The organism is Schaalia odontolytica, assembly GCF_009730335.1.
Lineage (GTDB): Bacteria > Actinomycetota > Actinomycetes > Actinomycetales > Actinomycetaceae > Pauljensenia > Pauljensenia dentiphila.
In genome coordinates this window covers 1,976,239-1,995,727 of the sequence record NZ_CP046315.1, presented here as the reverse complement: position 1 = coordinate 1,995,727, position 19,489 = coordinate 1,976,239, and the positions used below count along the sequence as shown (strand labels likewise).

The 19,489-nt window shown below is 66.4% G+C and carries 17 protein-coding genes; 10 read left to right on the top strand and 7 right to left on the bottom strand.

The genetic code is table 11. The features are described from left to right. Positions 1–23 precede the first annotated feature (23 nt). From FOC40_RS08670 to FOC40_RS08660, 3 genes are all read left to right on the top strand, one after another. Positions 24–866: an ABC transporter permease gene (locus FOC40_RS08670; RefSeq protein ID WP_081445504.1), complete on the top strand. Its 843-nt coding sequence runs from the start codon at positions 24–26 to the stop codon at positions 864–866. Continuing rightward, complete coding sequence (locus tag FOC40_RS08665; protein WP_003794548.1) at positions 866–2,158, top strand: ABC transporter ATP-binding protein; 1,293 nt, start codon at positions 866–868, stop codon at positions 2,156–2,158. Before FOC40_RS08670 ends, FOC40_RS08665 begins: the two co-directional genes overlap by 1 nt. Before the next feature lie 150 nt (positions 2,159–2,308). Continuing rightward, positions 2,309–3,850 carry an NlpC/P60 family protein gene (locus FOC40_RS08660; RefSeq protein ID WP_003794551.1) on the top strand — a complete coding sequence of 514 codons (1,542 nt, stop codon included), beginning with the start codon at positions 2,309–2,311 and terminating at the stop codon, positions 3,848–3,850. A 68-nt stretch (positions 3,851–3,918) separates the two neighbouring features. On the opposite strand, the gene FOC40_RS08655 is transcribed toward FOC40_RS08660, so the two are convergent. The 3 genes from FOC40_RS08655 to FOC40_RS08645 all read right to left on the bottom strand — a co-directional run bounded on the left by FOC40_RS08655 (position 3,919) and on the right by FOC40_RS08645 (position 7,190). Next, the gene (locus tag FOC40_RS08655) at positions 3,919–4,962 is read right to left on the bottom strand and encodes a glycosyltransferase family 2 protein (RefSeq protein WP_081445505.1); all 1,044 of its coding nucleotides are present in this window, start codon (positions 4,960–4,962) and stop codon (positions 3,919–3,921) included. Then, the gene (locus FOC40_RS08650) at positions 4,959–6,512 is read right to left on the bottom strand and encodes a DUF2142 domain-containing protein (protein ID WP_003794557.1); all 1,554 of its coding nucleotides are present in this window, start codon (positions 6,510–6,512) and stop codon (positions 4,959–4,961) included. The genes FOC40_RS08655 and FOC40_RS08650 overlap by 4 nt, the downstream gene beginning before the upstream one ends. Before the next feature lie 84 nt (positions 6,513–6,596). Continuing rightward, positions 6,597–7,190, bottom strand: a complete 594-nt coding sequence (locus tag FOC40_RS08645; protein WP_003794558.1) for a hypothetical protein — start codon at positions 7,188–7,190, stop codon at positions 6,597–6,599. A gap of 207 nt (positions 7,191–7,397) precedes the next feature. Between FOC40_RS08645 and rfbB the strand changes: the two genes are divergently transcribed. Continuing rightward, positions 7,398–8,405, top strand: a complete 1,008-nt coding sequence (gene rfbB / locus FOC40_RS08640) for a dTDP-glucose 4,6-dehydratase (RefSeq protein ID WP_003794562.1) — start codon at positions 7,398–7,400, stop codon at positions 8,403–8,405. 4 nt (positions 8,406–8,409) lie between these two features. Next, positions 8,410–9,384, top strand: coding sequence for a glycosyltransferase (locus FOC40_RS08635; protein ID WP_131240502.1), 975 nt, complete (start codon positions 8,410–8,412; stop codon positions 9,382–9,384). Positions 9,385–9,388: 4 nt separating this feature from the next. On the opposite strand, the gene FOC40_RS08630 is transcribed toward FOC40_RS08635, so the two are convergent. Then, positions 9,389–10,006 (bottom strand): hypothetical protein, encoded by a 618-nt coding sequence (locus FOC40_RS08630; protein WP_003794567.1) that lies wholly within the window; start codon positions 10,004–10,006, stop codon positions 9,389–9,391. A gap of 311 nt (positions 10,007–10,317) precedes the next feature. Here FOC40_RS08630 and FOC40_RS08625 point away from each other — a divergent pair, with 311 nt between their 5' ends. From FOC40_RS08625 to FOC40_RS08615, 3 genes are read left to right on the top strand one after another with little or no spacing between them, the layout of a single operon-like run. Further along, positions 10,318–10,614: a WhiB family transcriptional regulator gene (locus FOC40_RS08625; protein WP_003794568.1), complete on the top strand. Its 297-nt coding sequence runs from the start codon at positions 10,318–10,320 to the stop codon at positions 10,612–10,614. Next, positions 10,611–13,775 (top strand): glycosyltransferase family 2 protein, encoded by a 3,165-nt coding sequence (locus FOC40_RS08620; protein ID WP_003794571.1) that lies wholly within the window; start codon positions 10,611–10,613, stop codon positions 13,773–13,775. Before FOC40_RS08625 ends, FOC40_RS08620 begins: the two co-directional genes overlap by 4 nt. Then, the gene (locus FOC40_RS08615; RefSeq protein ID WP_003794572.1) at positions 13,772–15,316 is read left to right on the top strand and encodes a DUF5719 family protein; all 1,545 of its coding nucleotides are present in this window, start codon (positions 13,772–13,774) and stop codon (positions 15,314–15,316) included. The genes FOC40_RS08620 and FOC40_RS08615 overlap by 4 nt, the downstream gene beginning before the upstream one ends. Positions 15,317–15,324: 8 nt before the next feature. Here the strand turns inward: FOC40_RS08615 and FOC40_RS08610 are convergent, their stop codons facing one another. Next, entirely contained in the window at positions 15,325–15,630 is a 306-nt protein-coding gene (locus FOC40_RS08610) for a metallopeptidase family protein (RefSeq protein ID WP_003793306.1), read from the bottom strand. Between the two features lie 186 nt (positions 15,631–15,816). Between FOC40_RS08610 and FOC40_RS08605 the strand changes: the two genes are divergently transcribed. Further along, positions 15,817–16,275: a DUF3499 domain-containing protein gene (locus FOC40_RS08605; protein ID WP_003794574.1), complete on the top strand. Its 459-nt coding sequence runs from the start codon at positions 15,817–15,819 to the stop codon at positions 16,273–16,275. On the opposite strand, the gene FOC40_RS08600 is transcribed toward FOC40_RS08605, so the two are convergent. Next, positions 16,272–17,102: an RDD family protein gene (locus FOC40_RS08600; RefSeq protein ID WP_003794577.1), complete on the bottom strand. Its 831-nt coding sequence runs from the start codon at positions 17,100–17,102 to the stop codon at positions 16,272–16,274. The genes FOC40_RS08605 and FOC40_RS08600 overlap by 4 nt on opposite strands. A gap of 18 nt (positions 17,103–17,120) precedes the next feature. On the opposite strand from FOC40_RS08600, the gene FOC40_RS08595 reads away from it, so the two are divergent. Next, positions 17,121–18,113: a stage II sporulation protein M gene (locus FOC40_RS08595; protein WP_003794578.1), complete on the top strand. Its 993-nt coding sequence runs from the start codon at positions 17,121–17,123 to the stop codon at positions 18,111–18,113. 42 nt (positions 18,114–18,155) lie between these two features. On the opposite strand, the gene FOC40_RS08590 is transcribed toward FOC40_RS08595, so the two are convergent. Beyond that, positions 18,156–19,487 (bottom strand): DUF58 domain-containing protein, encoded by a 1,332-nt coding sequence (locus FOC40_RS08590; RefSeq protein WP_003794580.1) that lies wholly within the window; start codon positions 19,485–19,487, stop codon positions 18,156–18,158. Between the last annotated feature and the right edge of the window lie 2 nt (positions 19,488–19,489).

Here is a 19,489-nt window from a genome sequence, read left to right as displayed (position 1 = left end):
CGACAGAAGCGATGGGAGTAGCCGTGTCTGAGACGAAACGGGTCATTGACCTGACGGTGCGCATGGCGCAGCGCTCGATCTCCTCGGAGTTCAAGGGCACCGCGCTCGGCCGTCTGTGGTCCTTCATCAACCCGATCGCCACGATCGCTGTGTACGCGCTGATCTTCGGCGTCGTCTTCCGCGGCGAGGCCGACAAGGGTGTGAACTCGGGCCTGTCCTCCTTCGCGCTGTGGATTGGCGTGGGCGTCATCGCCTGGAACTTCCTGTCGAGCGGCATCCAGCGCGGCATGGATTCCCTCGTGGGTAACTCCGGCCTGCTCACCAAGGTCTACTTCCCGCGTCAGGTCCTCATCTACTCCTCGGTCCTGGCGCTGGCCTACGACTTTGCCTTTGAGCTGGGCGTCATCATCCTCATCATGTGCATTGCCGGCGGCCCCGGCGTGCTGCTCATGATTCCCGCCGTTATCGTCATTACCCTGCTTGCGATGCTCTTCGTGATCGGCATGGGCCTCATCCTGTCGGTTGCCTCGGTCTACTTCCGCGATATTTCGCACCTGTGGCAGATCTTCAATCAGATCTGGATGTACGCCTCCGGCGTCGTCTTCTCCCTCTCGATGCTCAACAAGGTCCAGACCGACCTGGCGGCCAAGGGATGGACCTGGGGAGGCGAGCCCCTCCCGATCGTCACGATCTTCCGTCTCAACCCCGCCGAGCTCTTCCTCGAGGCCTACCGCTCGACGCTGTACGGCTTCGCGATGCCGTCCTGGCAGGTGTGGCTCGGCTGCGCCGCCTGGGCCTTCGGCATCTTCGGCCTCGGCTCGCTGATCTTCCGCCGCTTCTCGGCACGAATCGTGGAGGAACTCTGATGACGAACGCGATTTCGGTGGAGGGCGTCTCCAAGCGCTTCCGCATCTACAAGAACCGCAACCAGTCCCTCAAGGGCGCGTTCCTGCAGCGTTCGCGCGCTCAGTTCGAGGAGTTCTGGGCCCTCGACGACGTCTCGTTCGAGATCCCGCAGGGCAAGACATTCGGCCTGCTCGGCCACAACGGTTCGGGCAAGTCGACGCTGCTCAAGTGCATCGCGAAGATCCTCACCCCGGACAGGGGAACGATCTCCTCGACGGGGCGCATGGCCGCCATGCTCGAGGTCGGCTCCGGCTTCCACCCCGAGCTGTCGGGCCGCGAGAATATCTACCTCAACGGCGCGATCCTGGGCATGAGCAAGAAGGAGATCGACTCCAAGCTGGATGCGATCATCGACTTCTCCGGCGTCGAGCGCTTCATCGATCAGCCGGTGAAGAACTACTCGTCGGGCATGTACGTGCGCCTGGGCTTCTCCGTGTCCATCCATGTGGAGCCGGACATCCTCCTCGTCGACGAGGTCCTGGCCGTGGGCGACATGGAATTCCAGAACAAGTGCATGGACAAGTTTGCCCAGCTTAAGGATCAGGGGCGCACGGTCGTCGTTGTGTCCCACGGCCTCGAGCAGATGCGTACCTTCTGTGACCAGGCCGCGTGGCTGGATCACGGCACGCTCGTCGACGTGGGTGCGGCAGCCGAGGTTATCGACACCTACTCCGACGTCGCTCACCACGCCGTCGAGGTCGAGGGTGGTGGCACGCGTTTCGGCAGCGGCGAGGCCATGATCGAGCGCATCGAACTGCTGTCCGCGTCCGGTCAGCCCACGTCGCTCGTGTACCCGGGCGATCCCGTGCGCCTGCGCCTGCACTACCGCGCGAACGAGCGTATCGAGTCCCCGGTTTTCGGCGCCTCCATCGACACCCGCGAAGGCGTCTTCGTGTGGGGACTGCACGGTATGGACGCCTGCTACGTGCCGACCTCGATCGAGCCGGGCACCGGTCACCTCGACATCGACATTCCGCGTCTGACCTTCAACCCGGGCGCGTACACGATCTCCGCAGCCATCCAGAACCAGGACATGACCAGCGTCATTGACGCCCTGCAAAAGGCGCGCCGCTTCGACGTCCTGCCCGGCCCGGGCATGGAGTCCGGCGGCCTGGTGAACCTGGGAGCGTCGTTCACGGACCTGACGCCCGCGCGCCCCATGCGCGACGTGCCCAGGCGCGGCGCCGCCGACTACGAGCACCTCGCGCGCATGCAGGCCCAGCAGGCCGACGCGCTCGAGAATGAGGACTGACGGACGCAACGGCGTTCGAGGCCGGTGCTCAGCGGTGTGATGCCGCCGGGCCCCGGCATTTTGTGGAGTTGGTGGCTCAAACGTGCCCGCGCAGTGTGAGGAGCATCCTACACTTATAGGAGAACTGTTTTCCAGCGACAAGGCACTGTCATGGCATCGACGCTCACGCTCGCCCGCCGCGTGCTCGCGCGCGTCCTCACCGTAGCCCTGACCCTCGCGCTTATCGCCCTGCCCGCGCAGGCCCGCGCCGACGCTGGGGATGAGGCTACGCCACAGTCCGCAGCCGACACTTCCACCGCTGCCCAGTCCGCCTTGCTTGCCGCGCCGTCGGCTTCGCCTAGCCCCGAGACCACGGACGTGCCCGAGCCCACCGCCCCCGCCTCGAGCGACGGGGATCGGGCGGCCCGGGCCTCGTCGGAGAGTGACGACCCCCCGACAATGGGCGCGCAGGACGAGACCGGACGGGGCACCTGGATGCGTGACTCGGTCGGCTGGTGGTGGCGGCGCGCCGACGGCACCTACCCCGCCTCCCAGTGGGTGAGGATCGGGGGCGCGCGCTACTTCTTCTACGACAGCGGCTACATGGCCACAGGCTGGCTGCGTGATGGTGCTGATTGGTTCTTCCTGGCTCCCTCCGGAGCGCTCGTTGGTGGCTGGCTGCGCGATGGGGGCCAGTGGTACTACCTCGACCCGAACAGCGGCGTCATGCGTACGGGTATGACCGGCGTGGATGGCACGTGGTACTACCTGGACTCGTCGGGCGCGATGCGCACCGGCTGGGAGCGCCTTGCCGACGGGTGGCACTTCTTCGCGTCCAGCGGCGCGCAGATGGGTGGCTGGCTGCGCGACGGGGGCCAGTGGTACTACCTCGACCCCGATACCGGCGTCATGCGCACCGCGCCCCTGGAACTGAACGGCCGCCGTTACGAATTCGACGCCTCGGGCGCTTGGCGCGGATACGAGGCCCCGGCTGGCTACCTGCAGCCCACCGACCACATCACGGGCCTCGGGGACGCGACCAACACGCTCACCTGGGGGATGAACGGCACCAAGGTACGCATCGCACGGGTGCGCCTGGGCCTGTGGCACTCGAATAAGCTCGCCTCCGTCGACGCGCCCTTCGTGGCCGCCGTCAAGAACTTCCAGCAGCGGGCGGGACTACCCGTCACCGGCGTCGTCGACAAGGCCACCTGGGATGCCATGGACACCGGCTACCCGTGGACCGTCGACCAGTACCAGGCCACGCCCCTGCCCCTGACGGCCACGCGCTCCGAGCGCGTCGAGGCCATGATCGGGTACGCGTGGAACCAGACCGGCTCCTCCTACACGTGGGGAGGGGCAGGCCCCTACGACCAGGGATTTGACTGCTCGGGCCTGGTTCTCCAATCCCTCTACGCTGCGGGCCTGGATCCCCAGCCCATCGACGTGATCAAGCACGCGTGGCCGTCCTACCGCACGTCGCAGGAACTTTACGCGTACCCGCGCTTCCAGCACGTGCCCCTTGCGCAGCGCCAGCGCGGCGACCTCATCTTCTACACGACGAGCGGCACCGTCACGCACGTCGCCATCTACCTGGGGGACGACATGGTCGTCCACACCGACTGGATGGGACGCCCCGCCCGTATGCAGCACATCACCGCCGGATACGGGTGGGAGCGCATGACGCCGGATGTCGTGCGCCCGCTGCCATAGGAGAGAAGTGGAAGCAGGCCGGTCGTGGGTGTTCCACGGCCGGCCCGCCCCTTCGTGACAGGTGTTACTCAGCGCCCCAGCAGGCGATGCACGATGCGCTTCGGCAGGGATGCCGTGCGACGCAGCGACTGGCGCAGGGGCGAACCGGCATCAAGATGCTCGCGCAGGGCGCTGACCTCTCCGCGCAGCTCGTGCACCTGCTGGTGCAAGGCCGTCATCGTGTTCAGCATGTCGACGTGCACGAGGTTGAGCGAGGAGTGGAAGCCCGAATCTACGCGCGCGAGTTCCTCGCGCATCCGGCGGTAGTACTCCGCCGACAGCAGAGCCTGGCCCAGGTGCGGGGATGAAGGATCCTCCGTCGCCAGCATGGCACGCAGGTAGCGGTCGCGGATATGCAGGTTGTCCCACTTGTGCAGGTACGCGTCCGTGACGACGGAGTTGCCCAGGGACGCATCCATCGTGTCGCGGTGGTGCCAGTAGGCCAGCGGCTCCCCGTCGATGAAGCCGACTGGCGAGTCCGCCAGCAGGCGCAGGTTGAAGTCCCAGTCCGCCTGTGTCTGCAGGGAACCGTCCCAGTGGCCCACGCGGTCGGCGACCTCACGGCGGATCAGCTGCGAGATCGGCGGCGTGTAGTTCTCCACCATCATGTCCACAAGGGACAGGCCGTAGTTATCCGTCGACAGGACCTCGCGCTCGATCTCGATGCACGTGCCGTCGGCGCGCACGCGCTCGCGGACGATCTCGCAGCGGGAGGCGACTCCGCCCGCCTCCGGATGCTCATCGAGGTAGGCGACCGTCTTCTCCAGGAAGTGAGGGTGCCAGGAGTCGTCATCGTCGTGGACCGCGTAGTAGCGGTTGTGCGACGCGGACAGGCCCGACTCGAGCGCGGCCTCGCGGCCCTTCGAGACCTCGTTCGTGACGATCGTGATCTTCGAACGAACGGCGCTCTTCTGCTTCTTGACGATCGAACGAACCTCGGCCTCGTCGCCGGCATCGTTGACGATGACGACCTCGTAGTCGTTGAAGGTCTGAGAAGCGATCGATGCGAGGGCACGGGTGAGCATCGCCGGGCGATTACGCGTGCGCACGACGACGGTGACTGTTGCGCTCATGCAGTTTCTTCCTCTTTGGTCGGAGTGGTCGAGGCGGGCGCCTCCACCTGGCGGTTACGCAGCAGGTAGATGGCGCTCGCCAGGGCAAGTGCGTATCCCAGGGAGGCTAGGCCCCACAGGGCCATCGGGCTCAGCTGCATGTCGGCCCACCACCACTGGATGTCACCATTCAGGTTACCCGGTGCGATCCACCCCATGTGGCGGATCGATAGCAGGCCTCGGACGTAGCGGGCGATCGTCGTGTGCATCGCAACCGCGTCGACGACGCTCAGGAAAAACACGAACATGACGATCTGGCCACGGGTTATCGAAGACTTCTTGATGGCGCAGGAGAGCCAGATGAGCAGCCACGTGCCCAGTAGCGGCAGGGCGTAGCGGGAGTGGTATCCGCCGAGGTTGGGGAAGGTCGGAGGGGTCGCGATCAGCAGCGGGATGCCCGCCATCGCGCCGAAGACGACGAAGGCGGCTAGGATCTTGCGAAGGCTCATCGTGCGTGCCCCGTAGAAGAGGACCGCGCCCAGGACGAGGAGGCCAAGGATCGTCGTGTAACCCGGCAGGGGAGTGTCTCGCCAGCCGGGGCCGGAGTTCAAACCGATGAAACCGGCGAAGTACTCGGGCAGGTAGCGGATGTTCATGATCGCGACCTCGATGCGCTCGCGTAGGGTCACCGAGGCCTCGGACTGGGCGATGTGACCGGACTGGCCGGAGCCGAGCATGCACCAGATGCCGATGACGCTCAGGACGGACGCGATGCCAATCTCGGGTAGGTGGCGGCGGCAGGCAGCCAGGATGAGAATGCCGAGCGACGCCACGAATACATAGAATGCCGCGTCGCCACGCGATCCATAGCACAGGAGGGAGGCGAGGGCCGCCATGCCCAAGAGCGTCCAGCGGCGCCAGCCCTGTGCGTTCAGTGCGCCGTAGAGTGCTGCGCCGTAGGTGAAGACACCCGTGATCGCCCACGAGGAGGGGTTGTTGGAGGCGATGAAGTACAGGCCCATCGGCGTCCATGCGACGAGCGCGGCCAGCGCGGTTGCGCGGCGCACCTCGTGGGTTGACAGCGCGCAGACAGCGCCGATCAGCACCATCGCAATGCCAACGTTGATCGAGCGCATGATCCACACCGAGTGCTCCACGTTGTGGCCCGCGAACAGGTGGTGGAACTGGTAGAAGCCGTAGGGGTACTGGCCGTCGTTGTATCGGTACGACGGGAACATCGTGTCGTCCGAGTAGTCATGGATGCACGCGTGCGACTTGTCGGGGCTGAAGGCCTCGCACTGCGCGTGGGACGTGGTCACGGGGGCCATCACGTACAGCTCCCCGTCGATCGTGGTCGTGTCGCAGCCCGTGGACTCGATGGGGCGCGGGCACCACGTGGAGACGAGGTGGTAGTCATCGTCCGGGGAAGAGCCCGGAGGAGAAGCGAAGATCCAGCCCGTGGCCACGGAGAGGATGCCCAAGGCCAGGATGAGGAAGGCCAGAGGTCGCGCTGCGGTAGAGACGAAACGATCCCGCGCGGGAGCGAGGTGATCGATGAGCGCACGTGCCATGAAATGAGCCAATCTGTCCGGGATAGGTACGTCTAATGTACACGAGTCCGGGCGTGGCCCGGCGGGCGCGAGGCCACGCAGAGCCTAGAAAACGACGGGCCAGTGAGGCATGCAGGTCGTCAGAGTGCCGTGTGCACTCGTTGCCTCGGCGAGGGCCTGCGTGTAGGCGGGATTCACCTCGGGGTTTTCACCGCGCTTGAGGGCCTCCTCGGCTCCCTGCTGATCGGTGAACTCGGGGATTGCGCCGGAGTCGAGGGCCGCGTTGCGCTCGACGTAGACCGCGAGAGCCGCTAGGGCCTGCTTGGAGGTTTCGTCTGTGGCTGCCTGGGTGAGGCGGTCGGAGTAGTCGTTCTTGAAGGCGGCCGCGAAGGCCTCCCACGCGCGGTGTCGCTCGTCCGCGGTGGTTTCCCCTGAGCGCTTCGCAGCCAGCGACCTGTAAGCCTGGCCGGTCTCGGAGCCGTTGAGAGCTTCGGAGAAGATCTCATCCATCGCCGCGCAGCCAGGGGAGGCGGCGCGCAGGGTCGGCATCGCGGAACTGGACGGCTGGCCGAGGTCCCCTGGGGAAACGGAGGCCGCGGGCGTCGACTGAACGCTCTGGGTGTCCTCAAGCACGGAGCACGAGGTCGTGGCTAGGGCGCACAGGGTGAGCAGCGCGAGCGAGGGGACGAGACGAGTCACGAGAGGTCCGTTTCTGTTGGGGGATACGTCCAATTTATCAGCGCGCTGCGGCCCCTCACTGGACCTCAAGCGTGGCGAATAGTGACGTATCCGACGGGTAGGTGGAGGTCAGTGGTGTGGAATGCGTGAGAACTACGGCATAATAGGGGCAGGAATCGGGTGAGTAGCACCCTCGGACGCCTCCGGGCGCGCAAAGGAGAAGACCTCATGAAGATCGTTGTGACCGGCGGTGCCGGCTTCATTGGAGCGAATTTCGTTCACACGCTGCTGGAGGACCACCCGGACGTCGACGTCGTCGTCCTGGATAAGTTCACCTACGCGGGCAACCGTGCGTCCCTGACCGATGTGCCCGCCGAGCTCGCCGCTCGCCTGACCGTTGTCGAGGGAGACATTGCCGACGCCGACCTCGTGGATGGCGTCGTCGCCGGTGCCGACGCGGTCGTGCACTTTGCCGCCGAGTCGCACAATGACAACTCCCTCCTCGACCCCTCGCCCTTCATTCAGACCAACCTGGTGGGCACCTTCACCCTGCTGGAGGCCGTGCGCCGCCACAAGGTCCGCTTCCACCACATCTCCACGGACGAGGTCTACGGTGACCTCGAGCTGGACGATCCCGCGAAGTTCACCCCCACCACGCCCTACAACCCCTCCTCGCCGTACTCCTCGTCCAAGGCGGGTTCGGACCTCCTGGTGCGCGCGTGGGTGCGTTCCTTCGGTGTTGAGGCCACAATCTCGAACTGCTCGAACAACTACGGCCCCTACCAGCACATCGAGAAGTTCATCCCCCGCATGATCACGAACCGCCTGCGCGGTGTGCGCCCCCGCCTGTACGGCGACGGCCTGAACGTGCGCGACTGGATCCACGTGCGCGACCACAACACGGCCGTGTGGGACATCCTCATGAAGGGCCGCATCGGCGAGACCTACCTGATCGGCGCGGACGGCGAGACGAACAACCGCGACGTCGTCGCCATCCTCAACGAGCTGATGGGCTACGCCCCCGACGACTTCGATCACGTGACCGATCGTCCGGGCCACGATCTGCGCTACGCGATCGACAACTCCAAGCTGGTCACCGAGCTCGGCTGGGAGCCCCAGTTCACGAACTTCCGCGACGGCCTGGCCGACACGATCGCCTGGTACACCGAGAACGAGGCGTGGTGGGCTCCCCTCAAGGAAGCCGTCGAGGCGAAGTACGCCGCCGAAGGACACTGAGTCCTTGGATCGCGTGACCCGAGACGAGGCCGTGCTTTGCCCCCGAGTCACCGTCCTCATGGCCACCTACAACGGGATGGCCGAGGGCGGGGCGTGGATCGACGAACAGGTTGACTCCGTGCTCGCCCAGGTGGGCGTGGACGTCCATCTCGTCGTGTCCGACGACGCGTCGAGCGACGGGACGCGCGCACACCTGGAGGCGCGCGCCGCTGCCGACCCTCGGATCACGGTTCTGCCCCAGCGTGACGGTACCCCCGGCGTCACGGGCAACTTCCTGCACCTTTTTACGACGCATGCCCCCGATGGTTCCTACGTCGCCTTCACAGACCAGGACGACGTGTGGCACGAGGATAAGCTGAGTTCTCAGCTGGCCCTCATGGCCGATCGTGGGGCTGACGTCGTGTCATCGAACGTGACGTCCTTCCAGTGGCTGCCCGGCGGGGCGGTGGGGGAGCGCCGCCTCATTCGCAAGTCGCAGCCTCAGCGGGCCTGGGACTTTCTCTTCGAAGCCGCGGGACCCGGCTCCACCTACGTCTTCAGTCCGAAGGGCCACGAGGCCCTCGTGCAGGTGTTGGAAGGCCTCGACTACAGCGAGATCGGCGTGCACGACTGGTATGTGTACGCGCTGGCCCGATCAATCGGCCTCACCTGGGTAATCGGCGAGGAACCGACACTTGAGTATCGTCAGCACGGCGGCAATGTGCAGGGCGCGAACTCCGGCTCCGGGGCGCGTGACGCCCGCATGGCCAAGCTGCGGAACGGTTTTTATCGTAACCAGTTCATTCTGACTGCCCGTACCGCCCAGAAGGTCGGCACGTTCGACGAGCGCCGCGCTCGCCAGCTGCGCGCCATCCTGGGCGAGCTCGAGGGGCAAGGCATCGCCTCGAGGCTGCGCTTCGCTCTACGCTGGCGTCAGATCCGCCGTGACCGCATGGAGGGCCTCAAGCTCGCCGCTGCGCGAGTCCTCGGCGTGTGGTGACCTTCTACCTCTGATAGGTGACGAGCCCGCCGTCCGCATCCTCCGTCGCCAGGATCTGCGTCAGCCTGTCCGGCGAGATGGCGTTCGGGTCGATGATGAGGACGGAGCGTCCCTGCATCCACTGATCCAGCACCTGGCCCGCACCCGTACGCGCGTCCCACAGCAGCGCGACGCGGCGACCCTGAGCCGGCGCCGACGGGCGGGTCCCAGCCAGTGCCTCGTCTCGGGCTTGGACGAGCAGCGGGGGAGTGTCGACAACGAGGGCATCCGGCTGCATGGCGATTTCCGCGAGGCCGTCGAGAGCTCCGTCCAGGGGACCATCCCACGCGAAGGAGAGGTACTGCGCGGGCTGGGCGAGAACGTGCGCCCCGGCGTCCAGCGCGTCGGATGCTTCGGAACCGAGAATATTCGTGACGAAAAGGTCTCCGGGGAGGGGACGTCGCGTATCGAGAACCTCCCACCCCATCGCCCGCGCTGCGATCTGCCAAAGTGCGTCCTGCCAGGGCTGAAGAGTCGTGTAGATGTAGATGCGAGTCGGTGTCGCTTCGCCCGTGCCGAACAGATCGGCCGCAAGTTCGTTTGTCAGGTAGTTTGCGATCTTTGCTAACCACCGGCTGACCACGGGTCCTCCCAGTTCAACCCGCTCCTGGCCATATTGGGTGAGTGCTGGACCTGACCATCCGTTAATTGCTGTGATACAGTGAGTGAGCCTGCTCATAGTTTCTAAGGACTTATTGTTCATGGTTTCAAGTATATCGAAGGTCTCGGGTGACCCAAATACTTAGTAACTGTGAAGTCCTTGAAATATGGCATTGTTTTACCGTTGGGTCAAGTGCTACGGGAAAGGTCTCAATATCGCGAAACGGCTTGACTTCCGACAACGACACGCGTGTAATTTTCGTATTGATCGATTCGTTATAAGGAGCTCCCGCAATGTGGAACATCTTCGGTGACGGACCTCTGGAGTGGTCCGAGGACGCCGACGCGACGCAGTATGCCCGCATTGACGGCCCCCTTGCGTGGCAGCAGCACGCTCTGTGCGCGCAGACGGATCCGGAGGCGTTTTTCCCGGAAAAGGGTGGCTCCACTCGCGATGCTAAGGCCGTTTGTCAGGCCTGCCAGGTGCGCGAAGAATGCCTGGAATATGCGCTGGCTAACGACGAGCGCTTTGGTATTTGGGGCGGCATGTCCGAGCGCGAGAGGCGGCGCCTGCGCCGTATGGCCGGTTGAGTCCGACGCAGCGCTCCGTGGGTGCGATCCTTGTTACAAGGGGAGAAGCGCCGCTGACCCAGTCCGTTTTGCGGGCCATTGAGAATCAATCGGTGGCCCCGCATTCGTTGACCATCATTGATGTCGCAGGCCGACACGTCACTCCTTTCCCCGCTGACCGAGTTCCCGACGGTGCCGAACTCGTGCGCGTCGGCCGCGCCCGCAACCTCGGCGACGCGATTCGTCGTGCTCACGCACAGGGTGCCCGCTTTACGTCGGAGCAGTGGTGGTGGATCCTGCACGAGGACAGTGCCCCCGAACCCGAGTGTCTCGACGAGCTGATCCAGGCCGCCGCCGTCGGTAAGATCGTCGGAGCTGTCGGCGTCAAGCAGATGAGCTGGGATGACAGCCGTCTCCTTGAACTCGGCATCTTTGCCACGGCCAGTGCCCGCCGACTTGAGCGTATCGGTGATGACGACATTGACCAGGGCCAGCACGATGGCACGAGCGACGTCCTGGGCGTCGGTACCGCCGGTCTGTTCATCAGTGCCGAGGCCTACGAGGCAGTCGGCGGATTCGATCCCGCGCTCGGTCCCTTCGGTGACGGCCTCGACCTGGGGCGGCGCCTGCACCTGGCCGGGTATCGCGTGATCGTAGCCCCCAAGGCGCGCGTGCGTCACGCCCGCGTCTCCCTCTACTCCGGCCTCGATGGCGCTTCGGACACGGACCACAGCGAACCGACGGGGGATGTCTCCGATGCCGTCGTCGATGGCAACGACGCGACCGATGGATCGTTCCGCAAGCGCCGCTACGCCCAGATGTACAACTGGTGCAAGGCGGTGCCCGCCCTCATCCTGCCGTTCCTGGCGCTGTGGCTCCTCGTGTGGAGCCCCGCCCGCGCCCTCGGACGCATTCTGACGGGCCGGGCCTCCCTGGCTCTGCCCGAAATCGGCGCCCTCTTGTCCCTGATCGGCGCGACCCCGCGCCTGCTGGCGGGGCGTGCGCGCGCAGCTCAGTCGCGTCGCGTTCCCCGCTCGACCCTCCGCGCGCTTGAGACGGCTCCCGCCCTGCTGCGCAAGGAACCCGCAGGCGTGGACGAAGATGAGCATGGAGAGCGGATCGATCCGCTCATCATTGCCTCGATGCGACGCTACCGATTCCGCTCGGCATCGACTGCCGTGGGGCTCCTCATCCTCACTGCCGCCCTGGCACTCATGCAGTGGTGGGGGACGGGGGCTGGCCTCGTCGGCGGGGCCTGGGTGTCCCTGCCTTCCTCGTGGTCCGAGCTGTGGGCAGCCGCGTGGTCCGCGTGGATACCGGGCGGAGACGGGTACGCCGGCGGGGCTGATCCGCTGACGATCCTCATGGCGATTCTCAGCGCTCCGTTTGCACCCGCGGGCATCACCCCGGGAGCTCTCGCCACCTTCCTGCTTGTCACGTCGACTCCGCTTGCAGCGATGATGGCCTGGATTCCTTCACGAGTGCTCGCCTCGTCGCTGCGCGTCCGCTTCCTCGTATCGCTCGCATGGTCTGTCGCACCCTCTCTGCTTATGAGCGCCACGCACGGCGTTCTCGCAGCGACCCTCGCGCACGCGGCCCTGCCGGTCTTTGCCGCATACTGCTTGGGCCAGCCGAAGCCTCTGCTGGTAGCTGGTGCCGGTGGCGTCGATGAGGCCCCGCTGCGTCCGCGAGGAATCAACGGCGGATGCGCCGTTCTTGCCCTCGTCGTCCTATGCTGCTGCGCTCCCTGGACGCTCCCGCTGGGTGCGGGTGTTCTGGCGTGGCGTTCGCGTCGTTCCCTCCTCGTGGCACTGCCCGCCATCGTCCTCCTCGTGCCCACCTACGTCTCGATCGCGGTGCACCCTTCGGCATGGCCGGCGTTCGCCTCGACGAGCGGGGGAGTGCACGCCTACACGCGCGCCGATTCGTGGATGGCGATGCTTGGCATGCCTGCCGCACCGTCAACGCCGCTCGAGGCCATTGCTCTGGGCACTATCGGTGCCGGCATAATTGCCGCCGCGGGCATTGCTCTCCTGCGCCTGCGTACTCGCTGTGCTGCACTCGCCTTCTGCCTAGCCCTCGTGGCCGCAGCGGCCGGTTGGGCTGCCTCGCAGATCGGCGTGGGAATCTCCGGGGCGTTCGTCGCTCACGCGTGGACCGGCCCCGCGTTGTCCCTGTCTGTCGGCGCCCTGCTCGTGCTCGCCGCCCGATCTGGTTCGGGCAACGAAGACGAGGCCGAGGCCTCGCGTCCCGCATGGGACGGCTCGCGTCCCTTCACCGTACGTGCGCTCGGCGCCCTCAGCGCGCTCGTTCTGCTCGGAGCAGGAGGAGGCGTGGCCGTCTCGGCCTTCGCCGCACGTGGCGACGCAGCGGACACTCCGACCTTCACGCTCGCGCAGCGCTCGACCGTTTCCCCGATGTCCTCGCCGATCGTCTCCGCTGTCGCCTCGCAGGCCCAGCGATCGACGCGCGTGGGCCGCATCCTCGTCCTCGACGGCGATCCTACGAACGGCACGGTGAACGCGTCCCTCTGGCGCGGCTCGGGCCCCTCCTTGACTGATGGATCGCCGGCAACGCGCGCCCTCGCCCTCGCTCGTGCTCGCTCGGGCGCGGCGGAAGGAGTCCTGCGAGACCCCGCGACCGCGTCGCTTGCCCAGGCGGCCTACACGCTCGTCGTCTACCCCGATGACACGACCGTGGCGACCCTGGCCGCCCACGATATCGATACGATCCTGGTGCCCCTCGGCGCCAGCGGATCCCAGGCCTTGACCTCCGGACTCGACCGCGCCTCCGGCCTCGAGAAAGTCGGCGACACGAACTCGGGCACCGTCTGGCGCGTGCGACCGGGCGGCGTGACCCCTTCGCGTGCCCGCGTCGAATCGGGGTCCGGCGTGACTACCCCGGTCGGCGGCAGCCAGCTGAGCGTCAGCGGAGACGTTGATGCGAGCGGCACCCTGATCCTCGCCGAGCGCGCCGACTCCGGATGGCGCGCATCCGTCGACGGCACCGCTTTGGTCGCTACTGAAGTAGCCGACGGATGGTCTCAGGCCTTCGAGATGCCTACCGCAGGGCACCTGACGCTCACTTACAGCGCGTGGTGGATCATCCCCTGGCGGATCGCCTCCGGCGTGTGCCTGGTCGTCGCCGCAGCAAGCGCCCTATCCGCGTGGAGGAAGAGATGACGAAGCGCCCAGCCAACTCCCTGACGACACTGATGGGAGCGGGGATAGCCGCGGCGGTTGTGGCCTCGGCGTCCATGTGGGTGTCATCTGCTCCTGCCGTGGTGGAAGGCACTGCGCAGAGCGCACACCCCTCCCAGGTCCAGCTCGCTTGCCCTTCTGGCATTGTCGACCCCTTTGAGACCACGAACGTCGCAGCGGGTATCACCTGGTCGTCGCTGGCGACGGCTCCCGTGTCTCCCGCACCCGCTTCCGTCACAGGGCAGGGCGGTGTCATCCCGACGGCCCTCACCCTCGCCGGTCAGGGCGGCGGTGAACTCGCCGGCCTCAGCGCCGTCGGCTGCGCGGCCGCTCGTACATCTCAGTGGATCGCGACCGGTGCGACCACCGCGGGTGCCGACATGGTCTTGATCCTGTCCAACCCCGGCCCCACAGCATCGGTCGTCAGCATCGATGGGTATGGCGCGTCGGGGCCGCTCAACGCAGCACCACGTCAGGTGACAGTCCCCGCGCGTTCCTCGGCCTCGGTGCTGCTCGCCGGATGGTTCCCCGACGAGAGCGCACTGGCCGTGCATGTGACCGCCGACGGGGGAGGGGTTGCCGCCTGGACGCAGGCCTCCCTCATGAACGGTGAAATCCCGCAGGGTACCACCCTGGCTTCCGCGGTCGTGCCCGCAACCACGCAGACCATCCTCGGCGTGGACCCGAAGGGAACCTCCCTGCTCCGCCTCGCTTCGCCGTCGGGAGAGGCCCACGTGAGCGTCTCCGTCGCCGATTCGACTGGCGTGCACCCCCTGGCTGGAGGCGAGGCGGCGGTCGCCGAAGGCACCACCCTCGACATGCCCCTTGACGGCGCATCCAGCGACTCCAGTCTGATCACGCTCATCGTGACCTCCGATCGTGAGGTCGTGGCTCAGACGACGACAATCACCCTCGGTGCGCCGTGGGCGCAGCGAGCGAGTGCCTGGATCATGCGGTCCAACGCGACTCCCGCCACAGCCCTGACTGAGGCGACTATTCCTGGCGCCACCCAGATTGAGGGCATGGGACGCCAGGTCCTCTCCACGACGCCGATCCGTGCCACCTCCCTGGCCACCAATTCGGGCGTCACCAACGTACGCGCGAGCCTCCTGCTCTACGCACCCGCGGACGCTCCGGCCTCGTCGAACGATCAAGGCGTCGCCACATCGGATGCCCCCAGCCCGAGTGCAACCCCTGACATCTGGGCCTCGCCCTCGCCGAGTGGCGGGCAGTCCGGGACAAGCCAGTCCGGCGCCGATCAGGACCCACAGTCGAGCGGAACGTCTGCTTCCACACCCGGAGCGGTCATGGTGCGCGTGGGCGGGCGCACCATCTACGTTGCACCCGGGATCCCCACCCTCGTGGATCTGCCTGACAACGGTGGAACCCTCAGCGCGGACTCTCCGATCCAGGCGGCTATCGTCGTCTCCGCGGACACGGCTGTGGGTCGCATGACCACGACGTGGAACGTGGGCACGGAAGGCATCAGCGCCGTCAGCGGCACCATCCGCACCACCAACTGAAGCGCCGCTCAGCGCATCGCGTCGTCGATCTCGTCCGGCGGCAACGCCAGGATGTGGCTGATGCGCTCGATCAATACCCTGCGCGTCATAACAGCGACCTCCTCCGGGGCGCACCGCAGCGTGATCGGCAGGCGATAGACGACGATACGATCGTGCAGACCGCGACGCCGATCCGCCGGGAAAATACGCGCGACGACGACGTTGTGAGACTCCCAGGGAGCAGGGTTCGACGGGGGGACATCCTCGACCGCAAACTCGATCGTGGCCACCTGCGGCCATCGACGAATGAGCTCGGTGACGAGTTCGCCGACCATCAGATCGAAGTCCTCACGCCGCGTCCTCCACGCCGGAGTCCCCGGGAAAAACAGGGGACCGCGCGGACCGCGACCGTGGCGGTCACGACTCGAGACATGGCGGCGCGTAGAAAACACCCCCTCAGGGTAGGCGTATGGCGCGCCGAAGCGGGCGATACGGGCACAGAGTGTCGTACTCTTAGGGGCGTGATTGCCCAACGCCACTGCTCCAAGCCCGGCTGCTCCGCGGTCGCCGTCGCCACTCTGACCTACGACTACCGCGACTCGACGGTCGTTGTCGGCCCCCTCGCGACTGTCGCCGACCCTAACTCTTACGACCTGTGCGACGAACACGCGCACAACCTCACCGCGCCGCTTGGCTGGCAGGTCGTGCGTTTGGCAACCACCTTCGAACCCGCGCCGCCCTCGGGAGATGACCTCGCGGCGCTCGTCGATGCTGTGCGCAGGGTTGCCCAGGAGGCGCAGGCGGCCCCGGCGCCGCCTCAGGAGACCCGCAAGCCGACCACCGGACCGTTCGGGCCCGCGCGTTCCGTGGGGACCCCTGACACCTCGAGCCCGCTCGATCCGTCGAGCCCGTACGCGCGACGCCGCGCCCAGTTCACCGTTGTCGACGGCACGGACACCGAGGACACGACTAGGGGCTAGAGGCCGAAACGAGCCTGCGTCGCCTCGTGGAAACGAGTCTGGCCTCGCGAGCGGCGCTCAGCCTCCCGACCCCACTCGCGATCCCTGCGGGCCACCAGCACGGCCGCAATCACAACCTCCGGGTGGAGGCCATCGGGGAGGGGAGTCTGCACGCGACGCGACAGGCGCTGTGCGAGTGAGACTGCGACCTGTCCTCGAACGTCCGTCTTCAACGAGCGATTCGACTGCAGGAAGGCACGAGCCTCGGCGACGAGGGCATCGTCGAGGGGGAGGATCGTCGCGGTGCGCGCCCAGTCTTCGAGGCCCGGCGGCAGTACGAGCGGCGGGTAGAACACGGACGTGCCCTGTGAACACACCATCGTCCCGGCCGCCAGATCGCCCAGGCGCTTGCCTTTTGAGCTCATGAGCTCCGCGAGTGCAGCCAGGCCACCAAAGGTCGCCCAGTTCTCCAGAATGCCTGTCGAGACGCGCACTGCGCTATGGCGAGCAGTGATCGCACCGCCGTCGTCGCGCACGACCCGCAGGTTAAATGCCCACTTCCCAAACGAGCGCCCACGGGTCGCAATCTCGACCACCAGCGGCAGGAAAAACATTGTCGTCGACAAGAAGCCGATGATGATCACGCGCTGGATCGACGGGGACGGCAAGGTGAACCTGACAGCCATGACAAGCAGCACGACCGTGCACATCAAGTACGTCGTCGCATCCATAACTGCGGCGGCGAAGCGCTCCGGAGGCGAGGCCGGCGTCACGTCCAGGGTGACTGCCTCGCCCGTGCGCACAAAGTCGTCTTGAATGGCGCTCGATTGACTGCGTTGCGTGCTCATATATGACACGCTAGTCCAATGGACATTGATGTGCTGCGGGTAAGTGGCGAAACGGAATGGAAACGGCTGGAACAGCTGACGCGCCAGCGCTCGCTGTCGGGCGACGAGATCGACGAATTCGACCGTCTCTACCGTTCGACCACGACGGATCTGGCGCGCGTTCGCACGCTCAACCCCGATCCCGAGGTGATCGCCGAGCTGTCGCGCATCCTGTCCGCCGCGCGCGGGCGTCTCGCGGGCACCGGCGGCCTCTCCGGAGCCGTTATCGCGCGTTTCTTCACGGTGTCCCTACCGCTCACGCTCTATCGGATCCGTTGGGTGATCCTGGCCGTGATGGCAGCGTTCATTGCCATCGCCGGCGTCCAAGCGCACTACCTGATGAGTCACCCGGATGTCATGAACGAGCTGGGTACCCCCGAGCAGCTGAAGTACTATGCGCAGAGCGCGTTCGTTGAGTACTACCACCAGGACACGAACGCGGAGTTTGGCCTGTCCGTGTGGGCTAATAATGCCTGGATCGCCCTGGTGGGCGTGGCCACGGGGATTACGGGAGTTTACCCGCTGAAGATCCTGTGGGAGAACGCCACGAGCATCGGCACGTCAACGGCCGTCGTCTTCAGCTACGGCGGAGTCTGGCACTTCTTCCGTTTCATCCTGCCGCACGGTCTTCCCGAGCTGACTGCCGTCTTCATCTCGATTGCGGCGGGCCTGCGGGTCTTCTGGTCGTTGCTCGTGCCCGGTCCGATGACGCGCTTCCAGGCTGTCGGACAGGCGGCTCGTAGCGCGATGACGGTCGCGGCGGGCTGTGCCATTCTCCTGGCCGGATCCGGCGTCCTGGAGGGCTTCGTGACGCCCTCCGACCTGCCTGACGCCGTCAAGATCACCCTCGGTGCCCTCATGACGGCCGCCGTGTGGGTATACATCCTCATCCTCGGGCGGCGCGCGCACCAGGCGGGCGCCAGCGCCGATGTCGGCACTGACGCAGGCTACTACCAGCCTGTCTCGGGGTGAGTCGCTCACGTGGCGTCAATGCGCGCGCGAAGCAGGCGCGGCTCAGAGTCGGCCGCTCTTCTTGAGCTCGATGTAGCGGTCCGCGGTCCGAGCGGGAAGCAGACCCGCCGAGGCGCGCACGGTGAGCGCGCCGGCCAGGCGAGCGTCGGTGGCTCCCGCCTCGTCGGACCGTTCGGCGAGGGAGGCGGAGGCAGCAAGGAATACCTGCTCGGCGTCCTCGCGTCCTGCCCGCGCTCGGATTTCATCCGGATCGGTCGCCGATGCAACCAGCACCGTGTGGCGGTCGCTTAAGCGCGCCAGCGCATCGGTGAACTCGGTTTCCATGCCGGCCGGTGGAATCTTCGTTGCGATAACGACGAATGCGGAATGATGTACGGTCTGCTCGACCGTGCTGACCATCTCCGACCAGTCGGTGACGTCCAGGCGGGGTGAAATATCCGTAAACGTGTGGGCCAGGGTCTCGATGACCTTAGCTCCGCGCACGCCCGAGACGCGTGCGCGGACAGCCGAGTCGAGGACGATGAGGTGCACCTTGTCGCCCGCTCGGTCAGCCAGGGCAGCGAGAAGCAGGGCAGTCTCGATAGAGGAATCGAGGCGCGGGGCGCGTCCCAGCGCGATCGAGTCGACCTCTTCGTGCTCGGGGGCTCCGAGCAGAGCCGAGGAGGCACGCCCGCAGTCCACGACGATCACGACGTGGCGGTCGCGTTCGGGCCTCCACTGCCGCACCATCAGTTCCGTCGAACGAGCGGAAGCACGCCAGTCGATGTCGCGAGGATCGTCGCCCACGACGTAGGAGCGCAGGGAGTCGAACTCGGTTCCCGCGCCGCGCAGCGTCGTCGGAGTGGTTCCTTCGAGCTCGTGGAGACGCGCCAGGCGCGAGGGCAGCAGGACGCGCGCTTTGAACTCGGGGAGGACCGACAGGGCGAGGGGAGCGGACAGACTCACCTGGCGCGCGCCCAGGTGCAGGGGACCCCACGAGCGAATGGTGATGACGTCGGCCTCGCGGGTGCCGCGCCGGGTCGGGGCGAGCACGGTAGAGACACGCTCGGAGGTGCCCGGGCGCAGTTGCACTCGCTGGCGCACCGGCGATGGGTTGAGCGAAGGAGGCCACGCGTCGCGCACATCCAGGTTCATGTGGCGCTTCGTCGTGTTCGTCAGTTGCAGGCGAGACTCGGTGGTCTGGTCAGCACGAATCGGCCCGGTCACGTCACGGCTGAGACGCAGGGTGCGCGGGGAGGGCGCGGCAAAGGCATCGAGGAGGCACACGGCCACGACGAGGCCACACCACGCCCACGCGAGAGCGCGAGACGGGGCGAAGGCGAGGGGGATGAGCCCGACCAGTACAAGGAGCGCGCTACGCGCCGAAATCGCCACGG

Excerpts from the sequence above, each read along its gene's own strand:
- rfbB (WP_003794562.1), top strand. The coding sequence starts at position 7,398 with ATGAAGATCGTTGTGACCGGCGGTGCCGGCTTCATTGGAGCGAATTTC.
- FOC40_RS08595 (WP_003794578.1), top strand. The coding sequence starts at position 17,121 with ATGGACATTGATGTGCTGCGGGTAAGTGGCGAAACGGAATGGAAACGG.
- FOC40_RS08655 (WP_081445505.1), bottom strand. The coding sequence starts at position 4,962 with ATGAGCGCAACAGTCACCGTCGTCGTGCGCACGCGTAATCGCCCGGCG.
- FOC40_RS08665 (WP_003794548.1), top strand. The coding sequence starts at position 866 with ATGACGAACGCGATTTCGGTGGAGGGCGTCTCCAAGCGCTTCCGCATC.
- FOC40_RS08650 (WP_003794557.1), bottom strand. The coding sequence starts at position 6,512 with ATGGCACGTGCGCTCATCGATCACCTCGCTCCCGCGCGGGATCGTTTC.
- FOC40_RS08660 (WP_003794551.1), top strand. The coding sequence starts at position 2,309 with ATGGCATCGACGCTCACGCTCGCCCGCCGCGTGCTCGCGCGCGTCCTC.
- FOC40_RS08615 (WP_003794572.1), top strand. The coding sequence starts at position 13,772 with ATGACGAAGCGCCCAGCCAACTCCCTGACGACACTGATGGGAGCGGGG.
- FOC40_RS08600 (WP_003794577.1), bottom strand. The coding sequence starts at position 17,102 with ATGAGCACGCAACGCAGTCAATCGAGCGCCATTCAAGACGACTTTGTG.
- FOC40_RS08610 (WP_003793306.1), bottom strand. The coding sequence starts at position 15,630 with ATGGTCGGCGAACTCGTCACCGAGCTCATTCGTCGATGGCCGCAGGTG.
- FOC40_RS08625 (WP_003794568.1), top strand. The coding sequence starts at position 10,318 with ATGTGGAACATCTTCGGTGACGGACCTCTGGAGTGGTCCGAGGACGCC.